This is a genomic window from Allobranchiibius huperziae, from assembly GCF_013410455.1.
In the GTDB taxonomy this organism is placed as follows: Bacteria; Actinomycetota; Actinomycetes; order Actinomycetales; family Dermatophilaceae; genus Allobranchiibius; species Allobranchiibius huperziae.
The window spans coordinates 1,574,186-1,597,722 of record NZ_JACCFW010000001.1 but is presented as its reverse complement, the minus strand read 5'-3'; the positions used below and the strand labels follow the sequence as shown (position 1 = coordinate 1,597,722).

Genomic DNA, 23,537 nt, shown 5'->3' with positions numbered 1-23,537 from the left:
GCAGGCCACGCCGTCAATCCGTGTCGGACCTGCTGTCACCGAAGCGGCCCTCGATGTCGCCGAAGCCGAGTTGGGTGCCCGCAGCGCTCGGCGTCGGCGGTGTCAGGCCCAGGTGCGCCCACGCCATCGGCGACGCGGCGCGGCCACGCGGCGTGCGCACCAGGTATCCCTCCCGCACCAGATAGGGCTCGGCGACGGTCTCGACCGTGTCGGCCTCCTCCCCCACCGCGACGGCCAGGGTCGACAATCCCACCGGCCCGCCGCCGAAGCGTCGGCAGAGGGCGTCGAGCACCGCCCGGTCGAGTCGGTCCAGGCCGCGGTCGTCGACATCGAAGAGCCGCAGGGCGGCGCGGGCGGCACTCAGATCGACGATGCCGTTGCCCTGCACCTGCGCGTAGTCACGGACGCGTCGTAGCAGCCGGTTGGCGATCCGTGGGGTGCCACGGGACCGTCCCGCCATCTCGTCGATCCCCTGCGGGGTGCTCTCGACACCGAGCAGCGTGGCGTTGCGGGTGAGGATCTGCGCGAGGTCGGCCGTCGCGTAGAAGTCGAGGTGGCCGGTGAAGCCGAAACGGTCGCGCAGCGGCGCGGGCAGCAGGCCCGCTCTCGTCGTCGCGCCGACCACGGTGAACGCCGGCAGCTCCAGCGGGATGGCCGTGGCGCCCGGGCCCTTGCCGACGATGATGTCGACCCGGAAGTCCTCCATCGCCAGGTAGAGCATCTCCTCGGCCGGGCGCGCCATCCGGTGGATCTCGTCGAGGAAGAGCACCTCGCCCTCGGCGAGCGAGGAGAGCACGGCGGCCAGGTCGCCCGCGTGCTGGATGGCGGGCCCGCTGGTGATGCGGATCGGCTGCTCCAGCTCGGCGGCGATGATCATCGCCAGCGAGGTCTTGCCCAGGCCGGGCGGGCCGGACAGCAGCACATGGTCCGGAGGTGCGCCGCGGCGTCGCGCCGCCTCCAGCAGCAGACCCAACTGATCGCGGACCCGCGGCTGGCCGGGGAAATCGGCGAGCCTGCGCGGCCGCAGGGCCGCCTCGAAGCGGCGGTCCTCGTCGGCCGGGTGACCCCCCGGATCCACGATCCGCGCCGTCGCGTCGTACGACTCGTCGTCGTACGACGGGTCGTCGCTCTCGCTCACCGGCCGAGCTCCCGCAGCGCTGCGCGCAGCAGACCCGACACGTCGCTCACGTGGCCGTCACCGGGGGCCGCATCGACGACCCGCTCGACGGCGTCCTGGGCCTGCTTGGTCGACCAGCCCAGGCCGACGAGCGCCTCAATCACCTGGCCGTGCTCGCCGTCGACGATGCTGGACGCCTGCTGCGCCGCGTCCTCGAGACCGGCGGCCGACACCGGGCCGACCTTGTCCTTCAGCTCCAGGACGATCCGTTCGGCGCCCTTCTTGCCGATGCCCGGCACCTTCACGAGTGTCGCGAGGTCGCCGCCGGCGATCGCGGCGCGCAGCACCTCCGGGGCGTGGATGGCCAGCATCGCCAGCGCGAGCCGCGGACCGACGCCGCTGACGGTCTGCACCAGCTCGAAGAGGTCCCGCTCGCTGGTGGTGGCGAAGCCGAAGAGGGTGAGCGAGTCCTCGCGCACGACGAGCGTGGTCGCCAGGGTGGCTGTCTCGCCGACGCGCACCGACGCCGCGGTGGACGGGGTCGTGAGCACCGACAGTCCGACACCGCCGACCTCGACCACGAGGGTGCCGAGGCCGGTCGCGAGCACCGAGCCCCGCAGACTTGCGATCACCGGGCCACCCGCTGTGACTGTGCTGCTGCCTGGGCTGCGTACGCCGCCTTCTGTCGAGCGAGAGCCTGGGCGATCCGATCTTGTGCGCCGCCGCGCCATACGTGGCAGATCGCCAGCGCCAGGGCGTCGGCCGCATCGGCGGGCGTGGGGGCGACCTTCAGCTTGAGGATGCGGGTCACCATGGCCGTTACCTGCGCCTTGTCGGCGCGGCCGTTGCCGGTGACCGCGGCCTTGACCTCGGACGGGGTGTGCATCGCGAGCGGCAGCCCCAGACGGGCCGCAGCGAGCATCGGGACGGCGGAGGCCTGCGCGGTGCCCATGATCCCCTTGATGTTGGCCTTGGCGAAGACGCGTTCGACGGCGACGGCGTCCGGCGCGTAGCGCTGCAGCCACTCATCGATCTCGGTCTGCAGGGTGAGCAGCCGCTCGGCGGGGTCGTCACCGGGCGGCGTACGCACGACACCGACGGCGATCATCCGGACCGGTTCGCCGATGCCGCCCTCCACCACGCCCAGGCCGCACCGGGTCAGTCCGGGGTCGACGCCGAGGACACGCACGCAAGCCTCCTGCAGATTGAATCGCCGTGTGCCGAACACCTGTTCGGCACACGGCGACGCTACCCGGTGCGACGATCGGCCGCGGGCAGGCGACCCGGCGAGTCGCCTACTCCTCGTCGAGCTCGGCCAGGACCTCGTCGGACACCTCGCCGTTGGCGTAGACGTTCTGTACGTCGTCGCTGTCCTCGAGCGCGTCGATGATGCGGAACATCTTGCGGGCGCCGTCGGCGTCCAGCGGCACCTCGACCGTGGGCAGCCACGACGACTCGGCCGAGTCGTAGTCGATGCCCGCGGCCTGCACGGCCTCGCGCACGGCGACGAAGTCATGGGCCTCGGAGACGATCTCGAAGGACTCACCCAGGTCGTTGATCTCCTCGGCGCCGGCGTCCATCACGACCTCGAGGATGTCCTCCTCCGTCTTGTCCGCCTTGGGCACCGTCACCAGGCCCTTGCGGTGGAACTGGAAGGCGACCGAACCGCTCTCGGCCATCGTGCCGCCGTTGCGCTGCAGGGCCGTGCGCACCTCGGCCACCGCACGGTTCTTGTTGTCGGTGAGGCACTCGATGAGCAGCGCCACGCCGCCGGGCGCGTAGCCCTCGTACGTCAGCGCCAGATACTCCGCGGCACCGGCCTCCGCACCCGACCCGCGCTTGACCGCGCGGTCGATGTTGTCGTTCGGGACCGAGGACTTCTTGGCCTTCTGCACCGCGTCGTACAGCGTGGGGTTGCCCACCACGTCGCCGCCGCCGGAACGCGCCGCCACCTCGATGTTCTTGATCAGCTTCGCGAACAGCTTGGCGCGCTTGGCATCGACCACCGCCTTCTTGTGCTTGGTGGTGGCCCACTTGGAGTGCCCGCTCATGTTCTCCCTGCTTCGTGCTCGGTGCTGTGAGGCCGTCGTGGACGGCTGATCCGCCCGTCATCGTAACGATTCGCGCGGAGGCCCGGATCGCGACGGCGTACGCCGCACCCCTCACGACACGCGAACGGCGTCGCGCACCATGGCGGCGAAGTAGTGGTGCACCCGATAATCGTCGGTGACCTCGGGGTGGAAGGACGTCGCGAGCAGCGCCCCCTCACGGCATGCCACGACGCGACCCTGCGCCGGCCCGGTCGGCACCGTGGCGAGCACCTGCACCCCGTCGCCGGCACGCTCGACCCAGGGCGCGCGGATGAAGACCGCGTGCACCGGGGTGTGTGCACCGTCCGCGAGCGACGGCATCACCAGGTCGGTCTCGAAGGAGTCCATCTGCCGCCCGAACGCGTTGCGCCGGACCGTGATGTCCATCCCGCCCAGCGTCTGCTGCCCCGGCTGGCCGTCCAGCACCTCGTCGGCGAGCAGGATCATCCCGGCGCAGGATCCGTAGACCGGCATGCCCGCTGCGATGCGCGCGCGGATCGGCTCCTGCAGCTCGAAGATGCGCAGCAGCTTGTCGATGGTGGTCGACTCCCCGCCGGGCAGCACCAGGCCGTCGATGCGCGCGACCTCCTGGGGGCGGCGTACCGGGACCGCCTCGACGTCGGCGCTGGCGAGCGCCCGCAGGTGCTCGCGCACGTCCCCTTGTACGGCGAGCACTCCGATGCGCGGTTTCGTCACGCGCCGATCGTACGGAGCGCCGGTTGCGCGGGACGTTGGGAGTCGTTGCGCGCTCCATCGAGCGCGCGACGACCCCACATGTTCGGCCTACGTCAGCCGGACGCGCCGAACCAGCTGCTGCCGCCGTACGTGCGCCCCGACAGATAGCTGTCGACGACCGCGGCGCCCAGGCCCTCCAGCTCCGGTGCCAGCACGCGTCCGCCGGCTCGCTTGGCCAGCTGGTCCAGGAAGCGCGCCAGACCGGGGTCCTCGCCGAGCCGGAAGATCGTCGTCTGCGCGCCGAGGCGGGTCGACTGGTCCAGCTCGCGGACGGCGTACGCCACGGTCAACGGGTGCGGCGGATAGTCGAAGAAGACCTCGCCGTCGGACTCCAGGTGCGCCGTCGGCTCGCCGTCGGTGACCACGAGGAGCACCGGCTGGGCGTTGGGATACCTGCGGAAGTGCTGGTTGGCCAGGATCAGCGCGTGGTGCAGGTTGGTGCCCTTGTCCCACTCCGGCGCGAGCCCGGTCAGCTCCGCGATCTCCATGGTCTGCGCGTGCCGGCCGAAGGCCACCAGCTCCAGATGGTCACCGCGGAACCTGGTCGAGATGAGCTGGTGCAGCGCGAGCGCCGTACGTTTCATGGGCAGCCAGCGACCGTCCATCGCCATCGAGAACGACGTGTCGACCAGCAGCGCGACAGCCGCCTGGGTGCGTGCCTCGGTCTCCTGCACCTCCACGTCCTCGAAGGAGATGACAGGACCGGGGTGGTCCTTGTCCTCGCCCACTCGGCGCAGCGTCGCGTTGGTCAGCGTGCGCGTGACGTCCCACGACTCGGTGTCGCCGAACTCCCAGGGGCGCGAGGCACCGGAGGGCTCGCCCGCCGTACCCGCCTTGCGCGCGTCGCGCTGCCCCTGCCGACCGGACAGCGTCTGGCTGACGTCGCGCAGCAACGACTTGCCGAGCTCGCGCATGGCGCGCGGCGACAGGCGCAGGTCTCCCTGGGCGTCGGACTGCAGGTAGTCGCGGTTGCGCAGCTGTCGCTCCAGCTCCGCGAGCCGTTGCGCGTCCACTGCCGCCTCATCGCCCAGCTGGCGCCGCAGCGCGTCCAGGTCGAGGTCGTCCATCCGTGCCCCGGCGTACTGCTGGGACAACTGCTCGCTCAGTGCGTCGAGGTCGGCGAGGTCCTGCAGCATCCCGGTGCCGTCGCCGAGGCCCATCCCCTGCTCACCGCCGAACTCCTCCCCGCCGCTCCAGTCCTCGCCGGGACGCAGGGCGCGCAGGTTGTCGTCGAGGGCGCCGAGCTGATCCATCAACTCGGGCGATCCGAAAGCCTGGGTGGCCAGGGCGTCCAGCTCGTCGCGCTGCTCCTGGGTCATCGAGTTGCGCATCCGCTGCGCCGCCGCGGCGCGCTGCGCCAGCGAGTCCAGCAGCTCCTCGATGGTCTCGGGCTGCTCGGGGAAGAGGTCGCCGTGCTTGTCCATGAACTGCTCGAACGCCGCGTCGGTGTCCTCACCGTTGCGGTGCTTGGTGAGCAGGTCGTTGAGGTCCTTCAGCATCTCGCTGATCTGTGCGCGGTCCTCGTCGGTGGCGCCCTCGAGCGCCTGCTTCATACCGGCGAACCGTTGGTCGAGCATCTCGCGGCCGAGCAGATCCTTGATCCGCTCGTAGTCCTCGCGCGCCTCGGGGTCGCGCCACGGGTAGTCGCTGAGCTCGTTGACCGCGGCGGCGGTGGAGGGCGGAAGGTTCTCGATGCGCATCTCGGCGAACCGCGCGTCGTCGTCCAGGTCGCGGGCCAGCCGCTTGCGTTCGGTGAGCACCGCTTTGTCGAGCAGCTCCTTCACCTCCTGGAAGGTGCCGTCCAGGTTGTGCTTGGCGAGCATCTCGCGGCGCTTCTGCGCGACCTGACGGGCCAACTCGTCCAGGCCCTGCTGGTCACGGGTCCCGCGGCGCAGGAACTCCCGCATCGCGTGCTCGGGTGAGTAGCCGGACATGACGTCCTCGCCGATCGCGTCCAGCGCTTCGGCCAGGTCGACCGGCGGCGCGAGCGGGTCCGGCCCGCCGACGTACCGGCCGTAGCGGGAGCGGTGAGTTCGCTTACTGGCCAAAGAAATGCGCCTCCTCGAAACGGGATGCGACGGTGCCCGGACCGGACACCTCGATCATACGGCGGGCACCGGATGGTCCCCGCGTGGTGCGACGACGCCCCGCCGATGCCCACGGTGACGGCGTTCGCGACGGTTGACGGTGTTCGAACGCCGTCAACGGTCGCAAAAGCCGTCAGCGTGGACCCCGCACGCTCAGCGGTACGTCGCGCGTCCGTCGTCGTCGACGTCCTTGCTGACCTTGCGGGCCAGGTAGAGACCCTCCAGGGCCAGCTCGACGGCGCTGGCGCGCTCACCCGGGGTGTGCGCGCCGAGCCGCTCGGCGATCTGGTCGTAGAGGTCGGACTCGCCGAGCACGGGCAGCGCGGCGAGCAGATCGGCGCTCGTTACATCGTCGCCGGTGCTGATCTCGGCGCCCTCCTCGATGCTGCGTACCAGCAGGCCGAGATCGATGCCGCGCAACCGGGAGCGTGCGGTGTCGGCGACCGCCATCCGCAGCAGGTGCTCCAGCACCGGCTCCTCACGCCCCTCGTGACCGCTCTCGAACTCGACCTTGCCGGTGAGCACGTCGGACGCCGTGTCCAGGTCGACGACCCGGGCGACGGCCTCGTCCTCGTGCCGGATGCTCGCGCGGCGCAGGGCCGCCGCGGCCACCGTCTCGGCCGCTGCGATCGCGAACCGGGCCGAGACGCCCGATCGCTGGTCGATCGCGTTGGACTCGCGCAGGCCGCGCGTGAAGCGGGCCAGGATCTCCACGATGAAGTCCGGCACCGTCGCGACGAGCTGCGCCTCCTGGGAGATGACCGCCACCTCGCCCTCGACGGTGAGCGGGTAGTGGGTGCGCACCTGAGCACCGAAGCGGTCCTTGAGCGGGGTGATGATGCGCCCGCGGTTGGTGTAGTCCTCGGGGTTCGCGCTCGCGACGACGAGGACGTCGAGCGGCAGTCGCAGCACGTAGCCACGCACCTGGATGTCGCGTTCCTCCATCACATTGAGCATCGAGACCTGGATGCGCTCGGCGAGGTCGGGCAGCTCGTTGATGGCGACGATGCCGCGGTGGCTGCGCGGGATGAGCCCGAAGTGGATCGTCTCGGGGTCGCCCAGGCTGCGGCCCTCGGCCACCTTCATCGGATCGATGTCGCCCACCAGGTCGCCGACCGAGGTGTCCGGGGTCGCGAGCTTCTCGGCGTACCGCTGGTCACGGTGTCGCCAGCTGACGGGCAGCTGATCGCCCAACTCGCTCGCGCGCCGGATCGAGGCGGGGGTGATGGGGTCGTACGGATGCTCGCCGAGCTCCGATCCGGCGATGACCGGGGTCCACTCGTCGAGCAGTCCCTGCAGGGTGCGCAGCACACGGGTCTTGCCCTGTCCGCGCTCGCCGAGCAGCACGATGTCGTGCCCGGCCAGCAGCGCGCGTTCGAGTTGCGGGATGACGGTGTCGGCGAATCCCTGGATGCCGGGCCAGGGGTCGCGCCCCTCGGCCAGGGCGCTCAGGAGGTTGCGCCGGATCTCTTCGCGTACGCCGACCTGTTCGTGGCCGCTCGCGCGCAGTTCGCCGACGGTGGAAATGACTGGGGCCGTGGTGGATGCACTCACCACTTCACGCTACGTCACGCGCCTGGGGGCTGTCCGCGACCGTCGACGAGGGCGGAGCCTTGTTGGTAATGATTCTCATTCAGTGGTTATGATCACCATCGAGAATCATTCCCACTTCCCACCTCAGGAGAGCAGATGAAGCGTCCCGTCGCCGCCCTCGCCGCCGCGGTCGCGGTCCTCGTCCTCGCGGGGTGTGGATCCGGCGGCGGGAGCAAGGCCTCCGACGGGAAGGTGCAGGTCTGGACCTCCACCGACGTCTGGGGCTCGGTGGCCCGTTACGTCGGCGGCGAGCGCGCGCAGGTGACCTCGGCCATCACGAGCCCGTCGCAGGACCCCCACGACTACGAGTCGACCGCGCGCGACAAGCTGGCGGTGCGGAAGTCGGCCGTGGCGGTCTACAACGGCGGGGGGTACGACGACTGGGCGCAGAAGCTGGTCACCGGCGACTCGGGTACGACGGCAGTCGACGCGGTCACGGTCTCCGGACTCGACCACGGACACGACCCGTCGTTCAACGAGCACGTCTTCTGGTCATTGCCCACCTCGATCAAGGTGGCCGACGTCCTGGCGGCCGACCTGGCCAAGGCGGACCCGGCGCACGCGGCGTACTTCCGCGCCAACGCCCGCTCCTTCGCCACGAAGATCGGCGCGCTGACCACCCGGGCCCGGTCGATCGGCGTCGCCCACCCGCACCTGTCCGCGCTGATGACCGAGCCGGTCGTGGGCTACCTGCTGTCCACCGCGGGCATCGCCGACGGCACCCCGGCCACCTATCGTGAGCAGTCCGAGGCGGATTCGGTGTCGGCAGTCGCACTGCGTGCCGCGACCACCGCCATCTCGACGAAACGGGTGCAGCTGGTGACCCTGAACGCGCAGACCTCCGACGCGACGTCGGCGGTCCTGCAGAACGCCGCGGACAAGGTCGGCGTTCCGGTCGTGCAGGTCTACGAGACCTTCCCGGCCGGCGAACACGACTACCTGAACTGGGTACTCAGCTGCATCACCACACTGCAACGGGCACTCTCGTGACCCCCGTGGTCTCCCTGCACGACGCGGAGCTGGCCTACGGCAGTCGCGTGCTGTGGAGCGGGCTGGACCTTCAGGTGCAGGCCGGCGAGTTCGTCGGTGTCCTCGGGCCCAACGGCGCAGGAAAGTCGTCCCTGTTGCGGGTGCTGCTCGGCGAGCAGCCGCTGCGTCACGGCCGGGCGCTGGTCTGTGGGGAACCGGTGCACCGCGGTTCGCCCCTGATCGGGTACATCCCCCAGCACGGCGCGCTCGCGCCGGACACCGCGATCCGCGGACGTGACCTGGTGGGCTTCGGCTGGGACGGCCACCGGATCGGCATCAGCCTCGGCTCGCGCGCCAAGAAGGACGCGGTGCAGCGCGCCATGCAGACCGTCGGAGCCACGGCGTACGCCGACGCGCCACTGTCGATGCTCTCCGGCGGGGAGCGCCAGCGCCTCCGGATCGCGCAGGCCCTCGTCACCCGGCCACGGCTGCTGCTGTGCGACGAACCGCTGCTCAACCTCGACCTGCACCACCAGCGCGAGGTCGCGCAGGCCATCGACCGGGTACGCCGCCTCGAGGGCACCGCGGTGCTCTTCGTGACCCATGAGATCAACCCGATCCTGCCGCTCGTCGACCATGTCGCCTACCTCGCCGGCGGCAAGGCACGGGTCGGCACCGCGGAGGAGGTCATGCGCGCGGAGGTGCTGAGCGAGCTCTACGGCGCACCCGTCGACGTGCTGCACCACCACGGGCGGATCGTCGTGCTGGGCGGGGACGACTCGGCAACGCCCGGGCACGACCACCACCACGAGGAGGCGCACGAGCATGGCTGACGCGCTCGCCAAACTGATCTCCTTCGACCAGTTCTGGTCGCTGCTGCCCCTGGTCACGTCGTCGCTCGTCGCGGGAGCGCTGCTCGGCGTCATCGCCGGCGTCATCGGACCGATGATCCAGGCGCGTGACCTGGCATTCGCCGTACACGGCACCGCGGAGCTGTCCTTCGCCGGCGCCGCCGCCGCGCTGCTCGCCGGGGTGAGCATCACCCTCGGTGCGGTCGCCGGGTCCGTGATCGGCGCGATCGTGTTGGCACTCATGGGTATCCGCGCACGGCAGAGCAACTCGCTCATCGGCATCGTGCTGCCCTTCGGGCTCGGACTCGGGGTGCTCTTCCTGTCGCTCTACGACGGTCGCAGCAGCAACAAGTTCGGCCTGCTGCTCGGCCAGATCGTCTCGGTCGACAACGCTCAGCTGGGATCGCTGGCGCTGCTGACGGTGGTGGTCGCCGTCGTGCTGATCCCGCTGTGGCGCCCGATGTTCTTCGCAGCCGTCGATCCGGTGGTGGCTCAGGCACGCGGCGTACGGGTGCGCGAGCTCTCCCTGATCTTCATGGTGGTGCTCGGCCTCGTCTGCGCCATGTGCGTGCAGCTGGTCGGCGCCCTCCTGGTGATGGCGCTGCTCATCACCCCCACGGCCGCCGCCACGTGTCTGACCGCGCGACCGGCGCTGGTCAGCGTGCTGTCGGTGGCCTTCGCGGTGCTGTCCATGGAGGGCGGGATCCTGCTGTCCCTCTCCCCCGGGCGACCGATCAGCCCGTACGTGACCACGCTCTCCTTCGCGATCTACCTCGTATGCCGTGCCGTGGGCGCCGTCCGGACCCGCCGTGGCTGGTCGACCCGCGCCGTTGCAGCATGACCCGATGAGCACCACGCCTGAGATCCGCGTCCGACCCCGCCGCGAGGAGGACCTCGTCGTCCTCGAGCAGGTGCTGGCAGCGCAGCAGCCGACGTCGCGCTACCCGTTGCGGTGGCCGTTGCCGTTCCCCGTGCGCGAGTTCATCGTCCGGCCCGACGAGCTGGTCGCCCTGGTGGCGGAGGACGAGGGCCGGGTGGTCGGTCACGTCTCGGTGACCGCGGTGCTGCCGGGTGAGCTGGGCGAGGCGTGGGCGGCCGGCGCCGGTCGACCCATCGACGAACTGGCCTGTCTCTCAGTCCTGTTCGTCGACCTCACGGTGCGCGGTCGGCGTATCGGCGGTGCCCTGATGGACGCGGCGGAGGACTGGATCTTCGCCCGCGGCCGGACCGCTGTGCTCGACGTCGTGACCGCCAACGAGCGTCCGCTCGCCGTCTACCGGCACCGTGGGTGGAGCGAGATCGGCCACGCCCGTCCGGACTGGCTGCCCGACACCGAACCCCCGGTCATCCTGATGGCGAAGTCCGCACCCGCTGTCACCCCGGCGACCTAGTCTGCCGACATGGCGAAGGGGTGGCTGGAGAGGACTCCGGTGCCCCTGCGCCGCGTCGCCCCGAGCGAGCACGCGTCGGTCGACTACTCGCACTGGGTGACCTCGCTCGGCCCGGTTCGCCAGCTGCTCGCCGAGGGGCTCGACCTGTCCCCAGCGACCGTGCTGGTCGGAGAGAACGGCACCGGGAAATCCACCCTCGTCGAGGCCATCGCGATGGCGTACGGGATGAACGGTGAGGGTGGTTCGACCGGCGCCACCCACTCGACCTGGGTCAGCGAATCGCCGCTGTGGGATTGGCTGTCTCTCACCCGATCGCCCGGCGGGTCGCGGTGGGGCTACTTCGTACGCGCCGAGACGATGCACGGGTTGTTCACGTTCCTGGACGGCACCCGGGAGGAGAACTACACCCGGGACCCGGAGTTCCACCAGCTCAGCCACGGCGAGGCGTTCCAGACCCTCTTCGACACCACGCGGTTCACCGGCGACGGGTTCTACGTGCTCGACGAGCCCGAGGCGGGGCTCTCCTTCACGGCGCAGCTGCGACTGGTCAGCGAGCTGATGGGCATGTTGGAGCACTCCGGCGTCCAGGTGCTGATCGCCACCCACTCACCGATCATCGCGAGCCTGCCCGGCGCCACGGTGCTCGAGTTGGACGCCGACGGCTTCCACGAGCGTGCGTGGGACGACCTGGATCTGGTGCTGCACTACCGCGGCTTCTGCGAGCTGCCCGAGCGGTACCTGCGCCACCTGCGCTGACCGCTTCCTGGGGACAGGGTGGGCGATGTGCGTCGGTGGCCAGTGCTGCAGCCCTGGCCACCGACGCACACTGCGCACATGGTCGTACGAGGCAGCGATCCCCGCCGCACCTAGCGGCTCGGCGCGACGGTCCAGTCCCGGTCAGTGGGCGGCGTCGTGCCAGGACGAGCCGACACCCACACTGACGTCGAGCGGCACATCCAGGTCGATCGCGGCGCCCATCTCGCGGCGTACGAGCGCCTCGACGTCGGCCCGCTCCCCCGGCGCGATCTCCAGCACCAGTTCGTCGTGCACCTGCAGCAGCATCCGCGACTGCGCGTCGGCGGTGCGCAGTGCGGCGTCGACGCGCAGCATGGCCAGCTTGATGATGTCGGCCGCCGATCCCTGGATGGGTGCATTGAGCGCCATCCGCTCGGCCATGTCGCGGCGCTGCCGGTTGGTCGAGGTCAGGTCGGGCAGGTAACGGCGGCGGCCCAGCATGGTCTCGGTGTAACCGGTCAGACTCGCGGCTGCCACCACCTCGCGCAGGTAGTCGCGCACCCCACCGAACCGGGCGAAGTACTCGTCCATCAGCGCCTTGGCCTCCTCGGTGCTGATGGTCAGCTGCTTGGACAGCCCGAACGCCGACAGCCCGTAGGCCAGGCCGTACGACATCGCCTTCACCTTGGAGCGCATCTCACCGGTGACGTCGGCGGGCTCGACGTGGAAGACCCGCGACCCCACGAACCGGTGCAGGTCCTCACCGGTGCGGAACGCCTCGATGAGGCCTTCGTCGCCGGACAGGTGCGCCATGATGCGCATCTCGATCTGGCTGTAGTCCGCGGACATCAGTGTCTCGTAACCCGATCCGACCACGAAGACCTCGCGGATGCGCCGGCCCGCCTCGGTGCGGATCGGGATGTTCTGCAGGTTGGGATCGGTCGAGGAGAGCCGCCCGGTCGCGGCGATGGTCTGCTGGTACGTCGTGTGGATGCGCCCGTCGTCGGCGACGGACTTGAGCAGCCCCTCCACCGTCACCCGCAGCCGCGAGCTGTCCCGGTGGCGCAGCAGCGCCTCCAGGAACGGGTGCTCGGTGCGCGCGTAGAGGTCGCTCAGTGCGTCGGCGTCGGTCGTGTAGCCGGTCTTGGTGCGCTTGGTCTTGGGCATCCCCAGCGTCTCGAAGAGCACCACCTGCAGCTGCTTCGGCGAGCCGAGGTTGATCTGCTCACCGCCGATGGCCTCGTACGCGTCGGCCGCGGCGGAGGAGACCCCGTCGCCGTAGTCGGCCTCGAGCACCTGCATCGCGTCGACGTCGACGCCGATACCCGCCCGCTCCATGGTCGCGAGCACGCCCACCAGGGGCAGCTCGACGTCGCGCAGCAGCGCGGTCTCGCCGATGGCCTCCAACTCGGTGTCGAGGGACACCGACAGGTCGAGCACGGCACGGGCCTGGGCCATCGCCTCGTCGGACCGTTGGTCGCCCACCCCCAGGTCGAGCACGCCCTGGGCGGCGTTGTCGGGGGTGCCGACGAGTTCGCGTTTGAGGTGGCGCAGCACCAGGTCGGTCAGGTCGTAGGAGCGCTGGTCCGGCCGCACGAGGTAGGCCGCCAATGCGGTGTCGCTCACCACGCCGCGCACCGGCATCCCGCGTGCCATGAGGGCCTGCAGCGGTCCCTTCGCGTCGTGCAGAGCCTTGGGGCGCTCGTCGTCGGCCAGCCAGGCTGCCAGCGCTGCCTCCCCGTCGGGCGCCAGCGTCTCAAGATCGATGTACGCCGCGTCGTCGCGACCCGCCGGGGCGATCGCCACTCCCTGCACGTCACCGGTGCCGCGCGCCCACTGTCCGACGACCTGCAGACCGCTGCGCACGCCGACGCCGGCGGCCTCCGCCAACCACCCGGACACCTCCGAGCTGTCCAACGTGACGCCGTCGACCTCGACGTTGGCGTCGGGGTTGGCCTCGTCCTCGACGGCGTCGAGGGTCGCGAACAACCGGTCGCGCAGCACCCGGAACTCCAGCCCGTCGAAGACGGTGTGCACCTGCTCGCGGTCCCATCCCTGTCGCTCCAGCGCGTCGACGTCGAGCGGCAGCTCCAGATCGCCGAGCAGCTGGTTGAGGCGGCGGTTGCGCAGCACCCCGTCGAGGTGTTCGCGCAGTGCCTCCCCGGCCTTGCCCTTGATCTCCCCGACGTGGTCCACGACGCCCGTCAGGTCGCCGAACTGGTTGATCCACTTCGCGGCGGTCTTGGGGCCGACCCCGGGGACACCGGGCAGGTTGTCGGAGGTCTCACCGACCATGGCGGCCAGGTCGCTGTAACGACCCGGTGGCACGCCGTACTTCTCCTGCACGGCTGCCGGAGTCATCCGTGCGAGGTCGGAGACGCCCTTGCGCGGGTAGAGCAGCGTGACGCGATCGTTGATGAGCTGGATCGCGTCACGGTCACCGGAGCAGATCAGCACCTCGTCGAACTCCGCCGCGTTGGCCTGCGCGGTGAGGGTGGCGATGATGTCGTCGGCCTCGTAACCGGGGAGCTCGACGTAGGCGATCTTCAGCGCGTCGAGCACCTCGCGGACCAGGGAGACCTGGCCCTTGAACTCGTCGGGGGACGCCGAACGGTTGGCCTTGTAACCGGCGTACTCCTCGCTGCGGAACGTCTGCCGGGAGACGTCGAACGCGACGCCCACGTGGGTCGGCTCCTCGTCGCGCAGCACGTTGATGAGCATCGAGGTGAAGCCGTAGACGGCGTTCGTCGGTTGCCCCGTCGTGGTCGAGAAGTTCTCCACCGGGAGCGCGAAGAACGCTCGGTACGCAAGGGAATGCCCGTCCAACAACAGCAGCCGTTTCACGCGTGGCAGCCTAAGCCCCATGACCGACACCCCCACGCACGACGCGGAACCCAGCCAGCCCGGCAAGCCCAGTCAGCCACAGCCCGATGCCACGCCCGCCCAGGACAGAGCGGACCTGCTCGACCGGTTCAACGAGATGAGCGCCGGCTCGCTCAGCGAGCGGATGGGCATCGAGTTCCTCGAGGTGTCGCCGGAGCGGGTGGTCGCACGGATGCCCGTGGAGGGCAACACCCAGCCCTACGGCCTGCTGCACGGCGGCGCGAGCGTGGTGCTCGCGGAGACGGTCGGCTCGATCGGAGCGGCGCTGCACGCCGGCGAGAAGGGCATTGCGGTCGGGCTCGACATCAACGCCACCCACCACCGCGCGGCCCGGTCCGGTCACGTCACCGCGACGGCGACCGCCCTCTCGCTGGGGCGCACGCTCGCGTCGTACGACGTGGCGATCCTCGACGACGACGGGCGCCGGGTGTGCACCGCGCGGATCACCTGCATGGTGCGATCCGCTCCCCCGGGCGCCTGAATCTCCCAGGTTGTCAGCGGTTCTCGGGCACCCGCGTCACGAATCCGCTGACAATCGAGGGGCGTCAGAGGCCGTTCTCTCCCGGCCCCTTCCTCCCCGCTCCGCTGCGCGGTCCGTCAGAGGCCGGAGGCAACCTTCACGTCGTCGCGCGCACGCGCCCGCAGCGAACGCCGCGCCCGCAACGTCGCCGCACCCTTGGACTCGGCCACGCCGGTCAGCTTCCGCCGCAGCGACGCGGTCGAGGTGACGCGCAACGTGACCGTGGAGGCGAACCCGAGTTTGGCGAAGTAGCGGTTGACGCCGCGCTCGTGGGTGGGCACGCAGCACACCACCTGGGTGCTGCCCTGCTCCTCGCCGTACGCCGAGACCCGCGTGAGCAGCGCCTTCGCCACGCCGGTGCCGCGGTGTTCGGGGGCGACCCACATCTGATCGATCCACACGGCCTGCTCGTCACCGAGACCGGACAGCGGGCTGCGGATCACGACGGCGAAGCCGGTGTCGCGATCGTCGCTGGTGGCCAGAAAGACGCGTACGTCGTCGCGCGACAGGGCTGCCTCCATCCGACCGTCCTGAGCGGCGCGCTCAGCCCACTCCTTGGTCTGCCCGGTCTCGGATCGCAGCTGCACCCACAGGGGTATCAAGCGGTCCTGATCACTCGGGGAAGCGATGGTCACCTGGACGGTGGGACGAGCCATTCGGGCGACACCTCGCGCGACGGGGGACGGAACGTACTGACCTTAGTGCCATCCCCTTCACCCTTGAACAGAGGTTGGACGGATCCACCGGATCCGTATCAACCCCGCCCCCTTTCAGTCCTCTCCCAGGTACGCCTTCTTCACGTCGTCGCTGACGAGCAACTCCGACCCGGGACCGTCGAGCACGATCTTGCCGACCTCGAGCACGTAGCCGTGCGATGCGAGTTTCAGTGCCGCACGGGCGTTCTGCTCGACCAACAGGATCGTCGTGCCGCGCTTCTGCAGAGTGCGCACCGTGGTCATGATCTTCTTCATCATGATCGGCGAGAGCCCCATCGACGGCTCGTCCAGCATCAGCAGCTTCGGCCTGCTCATCATCGCCCGGCCCATGGCCAGCATCTGCTGCTCACCACCGGAGAACGTACCGGCCGGCTGCTTGCGACGTTCGGCCAGGATCGGGAAGAGGTCGTAGGCCTCCTTCAGATCCGCCTGGATGTCAGCGCGGTCGCGACGCGCGAACGCGCCCAGCATGAGGTTCTCCTCCACCGACTGCCGGGGGAAGATGCGTCGACCCTCCGGCGAGTGCGCGAGGCCCATCGTGACGATGGAGTGCGCCGGCGCTTTGTCGATGCGCTTGCCCAGGAAGGAGATCTCACCCTTCGAGGGGCGCAACAACCCCGAGATGGTTCGCAGCGTGGTGGTCTTACCGGCACCGTTGGTACCGATCAGGGTGACGACCTGGCCCTCCTCCACCGTGAAGTTGATGCCCTTCACGGCGGTGATCTTGCCGTAGGCCACCGACAGGTCCTTGACCTCGAGCATCGCGGTCACGCCGGGTCCTCCTGCAGATCGTCGTCGTCGAAATCGTCGTCTTCGCCGGTGCCGATGTAGGCCTCGATGACCCGCGGGTCGGACTGCACCTGTTCCGGCGTGCCCTCGACCAGCACCTCGCCGCGCACCAGGCACAGCACCCGGTCGCAGAGGTTGAAGATGAACCGCATGTCGTGCTCGATCACCACGACCGCGCGTCCGGTGTCGCGGATCCGGAAGATCAGATCCGAGGCCTGCTGGGTCTCCTGCGGGTTCATGCCCGCCGTCGGCTCGTCGAGCAGCACCACCTTGGGGTCGGTGGCCAGAGCGCGCGCGACCTCCAACCGGCGCTGGTCGCCGTACGGCAGGTTGCGGGCCAGCAGCTCCGTCGTGTGACCGAGCCCGACGAAGTCCAGCAGCTCCTGCGCCTTGACCCGGGTCTCCCGCTCCTCGCGGTGGAACTTCGGCCCCCGCAGGATCGTGGTGAGCACCCCCGACGTGGTGCGGCAGTAGGTGCCGACCATGACGTTCTCCAGCGCGGTCATGTTGCCGAAGAGCCGGATGTTCTGGAAGGTGCGCGCCATCCCGGCCCGCACGACCTTGCGCGGCTTCGGCGGGATCTGCTCACCGCTGAGCCGCACCGCCCCAGAGGTGGGCTTGTAGAGACCGGTGAGGCAGTTGAAGAAAGTCGTCTTCCCGGCGCCGTTCGGGCCGATCAGACCGACGATCTCGCCCTCGTGGACCGTCATGTTGACGTCCTTGACGGCCGTCAGACCTCCGAACTGCATGAGGACGTCAGAGGCCTCGAGCAGGACGTCGCCCTTGCCGGACGAGAACTCGGTGTCCCGGGGCCGCCGTGTCACGGTGCTCATGCGTTCGCCTTCTGCTCGTCCACGTGTTCCTTCTGAACGACGGTCGCCAGGTCCTCGTCCTCGTCATGGAACTCCAACTGACGCCGGCGGCTCGCGATCAAGCCCTCCGGACGGAAACGCATCATCAGCACCAGAGCCAGACCGAAGATCAGCAGCCGGTAGTCCTCGATGAAACGCAGCTTCTCCGGTAGCAGCTTGAGCACCGTCGCGCCGAGCGCCACACCCACCACCGTGCCCATGCCGCCCAGCACGACCGCCGCGAGCAGGAACGAGGACTCCTGGAAGGTGTAGTTGTCGGGTACGACGGACGGGGTGGCGTGCGCCTGCACCGTGCCCGCCAGCCCGGCGAGGAACGCGCCACCGGCGAAGGCCAGGATCTTCAGTCCGAAGATGTTGACGCCCATCGCCTCGGCGGCCCGCTCGTCCTCACGGATGGCGATCCAGCCGCGCCCGATCCGGCTGTTGTTGAGGCGGGAGAAGATCGTGATGATCAACGCCGCCACGAACACCAGCAGGATGTAGTAATTGGAGTAGTTCGAGATGGTGAACGACCCGAGTCTGTGCGAGGACCCGAAGTTGAACCCGAACAGGTTGAGATCGGGGATTCCCGCGATGCCGTTCGGGCCGTGGGTGAGGTCCGGGCCGTTGGTGCCGTCCATGTTGTTGACGGCGGTGTGGAAGATCTCGCCGAACGCCAGCGTCACGATCGCCAGGTAGTCGCCCGACAACCGCAGGGTGGGCGATCCGATGATCAGGCCGAGCACGGCGGAGGTCAGAGCGCCGAGCAGGGCGACCACGAGGAACGGCGGGTGCCACCCGATCGTGGCGCTCGCCGCGCTCGACATCATCGCGCCGACGTACGCGCCGGTGCCCAGGAAGGCGATGTACCCGAGGTCGAGCAGACCCGCCAGGCCGACGACGATGTTGAGCCCGAGCGCCGCGCACAGGAAGATCGCGATGTCGACGGCGATCGACATGTTGGCGTCGGTGCCGTTCTGGGTGAGCGGGAAGAGCAGCGCCACCACCAGCGCGCCCAGCATGATCACCGGGCGGTGACGGGCGGCCGCGACCGACAGCCAGGTGAAGAATCCACCACGGAAGAGCAGCGTGCCGAAGGTGCCCCCTGCGGCGAGCGCAGCCAGCACGGAGCCGCCGTCGTCGCCGTGCAGGATGAAGGCGACCATCAACAGCAGACCCGCGAGGGTCGCCGCGATCACCACGATCTCCAACCAGTTGGCGCCGTGCACCTTCAGCTGGTTGGTCACCTTGACCGGCGCGAGCAGCAGCGCTCCCGCGACCATCGCGACGGTGGCGACCAGTGCCAGCCAGGCGCCGGGGTCCAGGTTGATGACTCCCCCGGACTGGAAGGCGATGTTGTAGTCGATGAGCACGATGTAGACCAGCGCGCCGACCGCGAGGGCCTTGGCGCTGTAGGTGGTGTCCCACCAGGACAGCGAGGACAGCCGGCGGTGCACGAGGGCGGCCTCGATGAGGCCGACGACGCCCATCACGATGGCGAGCTCCTGCAGCGGCGCGGGATTACCAGTGATCGACAGGTCGCCGAGAATCGTCGAGTCGTAGCTCCAGGCCAGCAGTGCGGAGACGATCAGCAGGACCGAACCGCCCGCGAGCAGAGCCTTGCCGACGTTCGGTCGGGGTTCGATCGTGATCTTGGGGATGTTCATGCGCGGTCCACCACCCGGGCTCCGAAGAGACCCTGCGGCCGGAAGACCAGCACCAGGATCAGGACGATGAATGCGTACACGTCACTCCAGGCGTTCCCGCCGAACTGGCCGGGGATGTACTGGGTGGCCATGGCCTCGATGAGGCCGAGGACCAGACCACCGGCGACGGCACCCTGGATGTTGCCGATGCCGCCGAGGACCGCCGCGGTGAAGGCCTTCAGCCCCGCGAGGAACCCCATCGTGGACGACACGTTGCTGTCGCGCAGGCCCTGGGCGACGCCGGCCAGCGCGGCCAGGATGGCACCCATGGCGAACGCCGCCGCGATGATGCGGTCGACGTTGATCCCCATCAGGCGGGCCGTGTCCGGGTCCTGCGAGACCGCGACCATGGCCTTCCCGGTGCGGGTGCGGCTGATGAAGATGTAGAGAGCCGCCGCACTGACGATCAGGACGCACAGCGTGAAGAGCGTGGTGCGCTGGATGACGACGCTGCCGATGGTGAGGGAGCTTCCGGTCACCCCGTCGATGCTGGGGTAGGACACGTTGCTGGTGGCGCCGGGGTACCAGAGCTGGATGGCGCGCTGCAGGGCGATCGAGATCCCGATGGCGGTGATCAGCGGTGCGAGCCGCGGTGCGTTGCGCAGCGGCCGGTAGGCGAAGCGCTCCATCAGGAGGGCGACGACCACGGAGCACACGGCCCCGCCGACGATCATGATCGGCAGCACCCACAGGCCGGTGTTGGACCGGCACACGACCTGCCAGGTCGCGAGCGACCCGAAGGCGCCGATCATGAAGACCTCGCCGTGGGCGAAGTTGATCAGTTGGACGATGCCGTACACGACGGTGTAGCCGACGGCGATCAAGGCGTACAGCGACCCGACGGTCAGGCCGTTGAGCAACTGCTGGATGAACAGAGTCATCAGGCTCCCAGGAGAGTCAGGGCAACGCGGGGGCGAGAACTCCGATGAGTTCCCGCCCCCGCGCGCTGAGTCAGATCAGAACGTGTCGGTCTTGGCCGCGACCCACGCCCCGCCGGTGACCTTGTAGACGGTCAGCACCTTGTTGGTGGTGTCGCCGAAGGAGTCGAACGCCACCTTGCCGGTGACACCGGTGAAGCTGACGTTCGCCATGGCCTTCACGGTGGCTGCGCGAGCGTCCTGCGCGGTCTTGGCGTCCTTCAGCGAGGTCTTGAGCGCCTCGATGATGGCGTTGGCGGCATCGAACGCGTACGCGCCGTAGCCACCGGCCTCGTTGGAGAACCCGGCAGCCTTGTACTGCGCGAGGAAGGACTTGCCGGCGGCCGTGCTGTCGGTCGGCGCACCCACCGAGGTCGCCAGGTCGTTGGCGCGACCGCCGAGGGCGATGTACTTCGGGTCGTAGATGCCGTCACCGCCCATGACCGGGATGGACAGACCGCCCTGCGCCAGCTGCTTGGACAGCGGGCCGGCCTGCGGGTACTCGCCACCGTAGTAGAGGGCCTGCGGGGCGCCCGGCTTGATCTGGCTGATCACCGAGGAGTAGTTCGTCTGCGCGTCGGTGATCGTCTGGGAGGCGGTGATGGTGCCGCCCTCCTTCTTGAACTCCTTCTCGAATGCCGCGGTCAGACCGGCACCGTAGGTCTTCTGGTCGTTGATCGTGGCGACCTTCTTGATGCCCTGGCTGATCAGGTACTTCGCGGCGAACGGGCCCTGGATGGCGTCCGTGGTGCAGGTGCGGAAGTAGGTGTCATAGGGGCGCTTGCCGTTGACGTTGGTCAGCGCGACACCGGTGTTGGCCGGGGACACCTGCACGATGTTGGCCTTCGCGAAGACCGGCTGGGTGCTGGTGGAGACGCTGGAGTTGAGGTTGCCGACGACGCCAACGACGGTGCTGTCACCCGCGAGCTTAGTGGCGGCGTTGGTGCCGACCTCCGGCTTACCCTGGTCGTCCACGGCCTCGGCCTTGAGGGTCCAGCCGGGGATGGTCTTCTTCGCGTTCGCCTGCTGCACGGCCAGCTTGACCGAGTTCTCGATGCCGAGACCCACTGCCGACAGGTCACCGGAGAAGGGGGCGGTGACGCCGATGGTGGCGACCTTGCTGCTCCCGCCGCCACCGCTGCCGCTGCTGCTCCCGCCGCCGCTGCGGCTTCCGCATGCGGACAGTGCGAGGGCGCCAACGACGACGGGTACACCCACCTTGATCAAGGTCGAACGCACGAGACTGCCTCCTGATTTTCACGATCGGACGCTGCGAGCGCAGCAAGATGGTCGAAGGGTACGGAGCACGAGGGCCCCGAAACGGATTCCGCGCCGGTTCGATTCCGGTTTGTGACCTTTGGTGGACTATCTACTCTGCGGTACGACCGGGCGACGGCTGTGCCCCCGCGATGACGGCGTCGGCCACCTCCCGCATGCCGAGGCGGCGGTCCATCGCGGCCTTCTGGATCCAGCGGAACGCCGCGGGCTCGTCCAGGGACAGCTGTTTCATCAGGACGCCCTTGGCCTTGTCCAGTCGTTTGCGCGTCTCCAGCCGGTCGGACAGGTCGGCCACCTCCGCGGTGAGCGCGCGCCGCTCGGACCACCGGGTCCAGGCGATCGCGAGGGCCGGCCGCAGATCGTCGATCGTGAACGGTTTGAGGACGTAGCCCATCACCCCCGCGTCGCCCGCTCGGTCGACCAGGTCCTTGTCGGAGAAGGCCGTCAGCATGACGACCGGCGCGATGCCCTCCTGCCCGATCGTCTCGGCGGCGCTGATGCCGTCCAGACCGGGCATCTTGACGTCCATCACCACCAGGTCCGGGCGCAGGGTGCGGGCCTGCTCGATCGCGGACCGGCCGTCACGCACCTGGGCGACGACGTCGTACCCCGCCTCCGCCAGCATCTCGGCGAGGTCCATCCGGATCAGCGCCTCGTCCTCGGCGACCAGCACCCGCAGGGCCGCCTGGGCGACACCGCGAGCGGATCCCGACCCGCGCGGGTCTCCCGGGTCTCCCGGGTCGCCCGACTCCGCCGGGTCGCCCGAGGCCGGATAGCGCTGCACTGGACCGTCGTTCGCTTCGTCGCTCACGCCGATCGAGCCTAGTCACGGCGTGTTACGGGCCCGAAAACTCTGGAGCACCACCGCGTGACATCCGCTCCGCCGGATCGGGCGCGTCGGCGATACCCGCGAGGATCGCCTCCACTGCCCACGCCGAACGCGCCCGCCCGCCGGAGAACAGATGGCCCCGCACGCGAGAGATGTTCGGATACCGGAGTGGATCGGCGTCGCGGAAGGCGGCCGCCGCGTCTGTCTTCGTGCCGTCGAGATCCCGCCAGCGATCCTGTTCGGCCGCCGCCGCCGTCATGCGCAGCATCAGCAGGTCGTAGCCCCACGCCGCGCGGCCCGGGCTCAGACCCAGCCGCAGCAGAGAGCCGATCACGGCCTCGGCCAGCGCGAGCGCGTTCTCCCCGTGGGGGATGAACCCGGAGGCGAGGTCGGCCAGCCCTCGATGGTCGAGCAGCATCGTGGCGTACGAGTCGAGGATCCCCTCGACGCGGCTGCGCGGCTCGTCGGCGAGGTCGGCGCGAAGGTCGACGGTGCCCAGCATGCGATCGAGGACGAGCTCGTGCAGTTCCTGCATCGTGCTCACGTGCCCGTAGACCGACGCCGGTCCGGTCTGCAGCTCGGCGGCCACCCGCCGCAGCGTGATCGCGCCCGCGCCCTCTCGCTGGAGCAGACCGACGGCCACGTCGGTGAACGCGGCGACGCTCAGCGTCACCTTCTCTGACCGCGGGCGGACCCGGCGACGTCGTTCCGTCATCGCTGCACCCTTCATTCGTCGGCGCGAGCCCTTGCTCTGCCTGATGCCGGTGGCTACCGTCGTAGTCTCCGGCGATCACTGATCGTATAAGAATCCGAGGATACGGGAGACGTGAGATGACGCAGTCCACCGACGGCGGATCGACACCGCGCAGGCAGGTCGAAGTGACACCGGGCGACGTGTTCCAGCTCGGGCTGCCCTGGGTGCTGCAGAACCAGTCCCTCTTCAACTTCTGGAATGTGCGCAGCGGCGACTACTTCGTCGAACTGGAGGGCGAGCACTACGGATGGGACAACTCGACGGTCCAGGTCACCGAGACCGGACCCGGCTTCGGTCCCCCGCTGCACCAGCACCCGACCGAGGAGGTCTTCGTCCTCGCCGAGGGTGAGGCCGCGTTCGTCTCGGGCGACGACATCCATTACATGAAGGCGCCGGCGATCGTGCGGGTGCCGCCGCACACGACGCACAACGTCACCACGCTCGGCCAGGGCCGCAACAAGCTGGTGACGTTCTTCTCCTCCAACACGCCCGGCGCCTCACCGGTCGAGCTGCACGACCCGTTCGCGCACATCAAGGACCAGAGCAGCGCCGAACGCGACACGATGATCGCGAACTTCAAGAAGGTCCTGGAGGACTTCGACGACGACGGCGACGGTCGCCTCTCGTATGCCGAGGCGCCGCTGCTCATCAAGGCCCAGTTCGGTCGGTACGACACCGATCAGGACGGATTCATCACGCTCGAGGACGCCGAGGGATGGGACTAGA

General features: G+C 69.4%; 23 protein-coding genes. 7 read left to right on the top strand and 16 right to left on the bottom strand.

From position 1 onward, the window contains the following. Window positions 1-13: 13 nt before the first annotated feature. The 7 genes from ruvB to HNR15_RS07570 form a co-directional block, all read right to left on the bottom strand. A complete protein-coding gene (gene ruvB / locus HNR15_RS07600; protein ID WP_179480500.1) occupies window positions 14-1,138 on the bottom strand; it encodes a Holliday junction branch migration DNA helicase RuvB in 1,125 nt (374 codons plus the stop codon). Then, the gene (gene ruvA / locus HNR15_RS07595) at window positions 1,135-1,749 is read right to left on the bottom strand and encodes a Holliday junction branch migration protein RuvA (protein ID WP_179480498.1); all 615 of its coding nucleotides are present in this window, start codon (window positions 1,747-1,749) and stop codon (window positions 1,135-1,137) included. The genes ruvB and ruvA overlap by 4 nt, the downstream gene beginning before the upstream one ends. Next, a complete protein-coding gene (gene ruvC / locus HNR15_RS07590; RefSeq protein WP_179480496.1) occupies window positions 1,746-2,306 on the bottom strand; it encodes a crossover junction endodeoxyribonuclease RuvC in 561 nt (186 codons plus the stop codon). The genes ruvA and ruvC overlap by 4 nt, the downstream gene beginning before the upstream one ends. 106 nt (window positions 2,307-2,412) lie before the next feature. Next, on the bottom strand, window positions 2,413-3,168 hold the full coding sequence (locus tag HNR15_RS07585; RefSeq protein WP_179480494.1) for a YebC/PmpR family DNA-binding transcriptional regulator: 756 nt from the start codon (window positions 3,166-3,168) through the stop codon (window positions 2,413-2,415). Between the two features lie 111 nt (window positions 3,169-3,279). Then, window positions 3,280-3,903, bottom strand: a complete 624-nt coding sequence (gene pdxT, locus HNR15_RS07580; RefSeq protein WP_179480492.1) for a pyridoxal 5'-phosphate synthase glutaminase subunit PdxT — start codon at window positions 3,901-3,903, stop codon at window positions 3,280-3,282. Window positions 3,904-3,995: 92 nt separating this feature from the next. Beyond that, window positions 3,996-5,990 carry a vWA domain-containing protein gene (locus HNR15_RS07575; protein WP_179480490.1) on the bottom strand — a complete coding sequence of 665 codons (1,995 nt, stop codon included), beginning with the start codon at window positions 5,988-5,990 and terminating at the stop codon, window positions 3,996-3,998. Window positions 5,991-6,182: 192 nt separating this feature from the next. Next, complete coding sequence (locus HNR15_RS07570; protein ID WP_179480488.1) at window positions 6,183-7,583, bottom strand: sigma 54-interacting transcriptional regulator; 1,401 nt, start codon at window positions 7,581-7,583, stop codon at window positions 6,183-6,185. A 135-nt stretch (window positions 7,584-7,718) separates the two neighbouring features. Between HNR15_RS07570 and HNR15_RS07565 the strand changes: the two genes are divergently transcribed. The 5 genes from HNR15_RS07565 to HNR15_RS07545 are packed head-to-tail and all read left to right on the top strand — an operon-like array spanning window position 7,719 to window position 11,589. Then, window positions 7,719-8,612, top strand: coding sequence for a metal ABC transporter solute-binding protein, Zn/Mn family (locus HNR15_RS07565; protein ID WP_179480486.1), 894 nt, complete (start codon window positions 7,719-7,721; stop codon window positions 8,610-8,612). Then, window positions 8,609-9,424, top strand: coding sequence for a metal ABC transporter ATP-binding protein (locus HNR15_RS07560; protein ID WP_343048462.1), 816 nt, complete (start codon window positions 8,609-8,611; stop codon window positions 9,422-9,424). Before HNR15_RS07565 ends, HNR15_RS07560 begins: the two co-directional genes overlap by 4 nt. Further along, complete coding sequence (locus HNR15_RS07555; RefSeq protein ID WP_179480483.1) at window positions 9,417-10,283, top strand: metal ABC transporter permease; 867 nt, start codon at window positions 9,417-9,419, stop codon at window positions 10,281-10,283. The genes HNR15_RS07560 and HNR15_RS07555 overlap by 8 nt, the downstream gene beginning before the upstream one ends. Before the next feature lie 4 nt (window positions 10,284-10,287). Beyond that, on the top strand, window positions 10,288-10,833 hold the full coding sequence (locus HNR15_RS07550) for a GNAT family N-acetyltransferase (RefSeq protein WP_179480481.1): 546 nt from the start codon (window positions 10,288-10,290) through the stop codon (window positions 10,831-10,833). Between the two features lie 9 nt (window positions 10,834-10,842). Further along, window positions 10,843-11,589 carry an AAA family ATPase gene (locus tag HNR15_RS07545; protein ID WP_179480479.1) on the top strand — a complete coding sequence of 249 codons (747 nt, stop codon included), beginning with the start codon at window positions 10,843-10,845 and terminating at the stop codon, window positions 11,587-11,589. A 141-nt stretch (window positions 11,590-11,730) separates the two neighbouring features. On the opposite strand, the gene polA is transcribed toward HNR15_RS07545, so the two are convergent. After that, the gene (polA, locus tag HNR15_RS07540; RefSeq protein WP_179480477.1) at window positions 11,731-14,412 is read right to left on the bottom strand and encodes a DNA polymerase I; all 2,682 of its coding nucleotides are present in this window, start codon (window positions 14,410-14,412) and stop codon (window positions 11,731-11,733) included. Window positions 14,413-14,431: 19 nt separating this feature from the next. Between polA and HNR15_RS07535 the strand changes: the two genes are divergently transcribed. Next, complete coding sequence (locus tag HNR15_RS07535; RefSeq protein WP_218883589.1) at window positions 14,432-14,932, top strand: PaaI family thioesterase; 501 nt, start codon at window positions 14,432-14,434, stop codon at window positions 14,930-14,932. A gap of 116 nt (window positions 14,933-15,048) precedes the next feature. On the opposite strand, the gene HNR15_RS07530 is transcribed toward HNR15_RS07535, so the two are convergent. The 8 genes from HNR15_RS07530 to HNR15_RS07495 form a co-directional block, all read right to left on the bottom strand. Beyond that, a complete protein-coding gene (locus HNR15_RS07530; protein ID WP_179480475.1) occupies window positions 15,049-15,627 on the bottom strand; it encodes a GNAT family N-acetyltransferase in 579 nt (192 codons plus the stop codon). A 114-nt stretch (window positions 15,628-15,741) separates the two neighbouring features. Next, window positions 15,742-16,449 carry an ABC transporter ATP-binding protein gene (locus HNR15_RS07525; protein ID WP_218884105.1) on the bottom strand — a complete coding sequence of 236 codons (708 nt, stop codon included), beginning with the start codon at window positions 16,447-16,449 and terminating at the stop codon, window positions 15,742-15,744. Between the two features lie 5 nt (window positions 16,450-16,454). Then, entirely contained in the window at window positions 16,455-17,309 is an 855-nt protein-coding gene (locus HNR15_RS07520) for an ABC transporter ATP-binding protein (RefSeq protein ID WP_179480471.1), read from the bottom strand. Next, window positions 17,306-18,994: a branched-chain amino acid ABC transporter permease gene (locus tag HNR15_RS07515; RefSeq protein WP_179480469.1), complete on the bottom strand. Its 1,689-nt coding sequence runs from the start codon at window positions 18,992-18,994 to the stop codon at window positions 17,306-17,308. Before HNR15_RS07515 ends, HNR15_RS07520 begins: the two co-directional genes overlap by 4 nt. Further along, complete coding sequence (locus HNR15_RS07510) at window positions 18,991-19,914, bottom strand: branched-chain amino acid ABC transporter permease (protein ID WP_179480467.1); 924 nt, start codon at window positions 19,912-19,914, stop codon at window positions 18,991-18,993. The genes HNR15_RS07515 and HNR15_RS07510 overlap by 4 nt, the downstream gene beginning before the upstream one ends. 75 nt (window positions 19,915-19,989) lie before the next feature. Continuing rightward, a complete protein-coding gene (locus tag HNR15_RS07505) occupies window positions 19,990-21,189 on the bottom strand; it encodes a branched-chain amino acid ABC transporter substrate-binding protein (protein ID WP_343048461.1) in 1,200 nt (399 codons plus the stop codon). Window positions 21,190-21,319: 130 nt separating this feature from the next. Continuing rightward, window positions 21,320-22,045 carry an ANTAR domain-containing response regulator gene (locus HNR15_RS07500; RefSeq protein WP_179483644.1) on the bottom strand — a complete coding sequence of 242 codons (726 nt, stop codon included), beginning with the start codon at window positions 22,043-22,045 and terminating at the stop codon, window positions 21,320-21,322. Between the two features lie 19 nt (window positions 22,046-22,064). Then, a complete protein-coding gene (locus HNR15_RS07495; protein ID WP_179480465.1) occupies window positions 22,065-22,772 on the bottom strand; it encodes a TetR/AcrR family transcriptional regulator in 708 nt (235 codons plus the stop codon). Between the two features lie 116 nt (window positions 22,773-22,888). On the opposite strand from HNR15_RS07495, the gene HNR15_RS07490 reads away from it, so the two are divergent. Next, entirely contained in the window at window positions 22,889-23,536 is a 648-nt protein-coding gene (locus HNR15_RS07490) for a cupin domain-containing protein (RefSeq protein ID WP_179480463.1), read from the top strand. Window position 23,537: the final 1 nt, after the last annotated feature.

Coding starts and splice junctions, on each gene's coding strand:
- HNR15_RS07585 (WP_179480494.1), bottom strand. CDS start 3,168: ATGAGCGGGCACTCCAAGTGGGCCACCACCAAGCACAAGAAGGCGGTG.
- HNR15_RS07565 (WP_179480486.1), top strand. CDS start 7,719: ATGAAGCGTCCCGTCGCCGCCCTCGCCGCCGCGGTCGCGGTCCTCGTC.
- HNR15_RS07555 (WP_179480483.1), top strand. CDS start 9,417: ATGGCTGACGCGCTCGCCAAACTGATCTCCTTCGACCAGTTCTGGTCG.
- HNR15_RS07550 (WP_179480481.1), top strand. CDS start 10,288: ATGAGCACCACGCCTGAGATCCGCGTCCGACCCCGCCGCGAGGAGGAC.
- HNR15_RS07545 (WP_179480479.1), top strand. CDS start 10,843: ATGGCGAAGGGGTGGCTGGAGAGGACTCCGGTGCCCCTGCGCCGCGTC.
- HNR15_RS07535 (WP_218883589.1), top strand. CDS start 14,432: ATGACCGACACCCCCACGCACGACGCGGAACCCAGCCAGCCCGGCAAG.
- HNR15_RS07530 (WP_179480475.1), bottom strand. CDS start 15,627: ATGGCTCGTCCCACCGTCCAGGTGACCATCGCTTCCCCGAGTGATCAG.
- HNR15_RS07525 (WP_218884105.1), bottom strand. CDS start 16,449: ATGCTCGAGGTCAAGGACCTGTCGGTGGCCTACGGCAAGATCACCGCC.
- HNR15_RS07520 (WP_179480471.1), bottom strand. CDS start 17,309: ATGAGCACCGTGACACGGCGGCCCCGGGACACCGAGTTCTCGTCCGGC.
- HNR15_RS07515 (WP_179480469.1), bottom strand. CDS start 18,994: ATGAACATCCCCAAGATCACGATCGAACCCCGACCGAACGTCGGCAAG.
- HNR15_RS07510 (WP_179480467.1), bottom strand. CDS start 19,914: ATGACTCTGTTCATCCAGCAGTTGCTCAACGGCCTGACCGTCGGGTCG.
- HNR15_RS07495 (WP_179480465.1), bottom strand. CDS start 22,772: ATGACGGAACGACGTCGCCGGGTCCGCCCGCGGTCAGAGAAGGTGACG.
- HNR15_RS07490 (WP_179480463.1), top strand. CDS start 22,889: ATGACGCAGTCCACCGACGGCGGATCGACACCGCGCAGGCAGGTCGAA.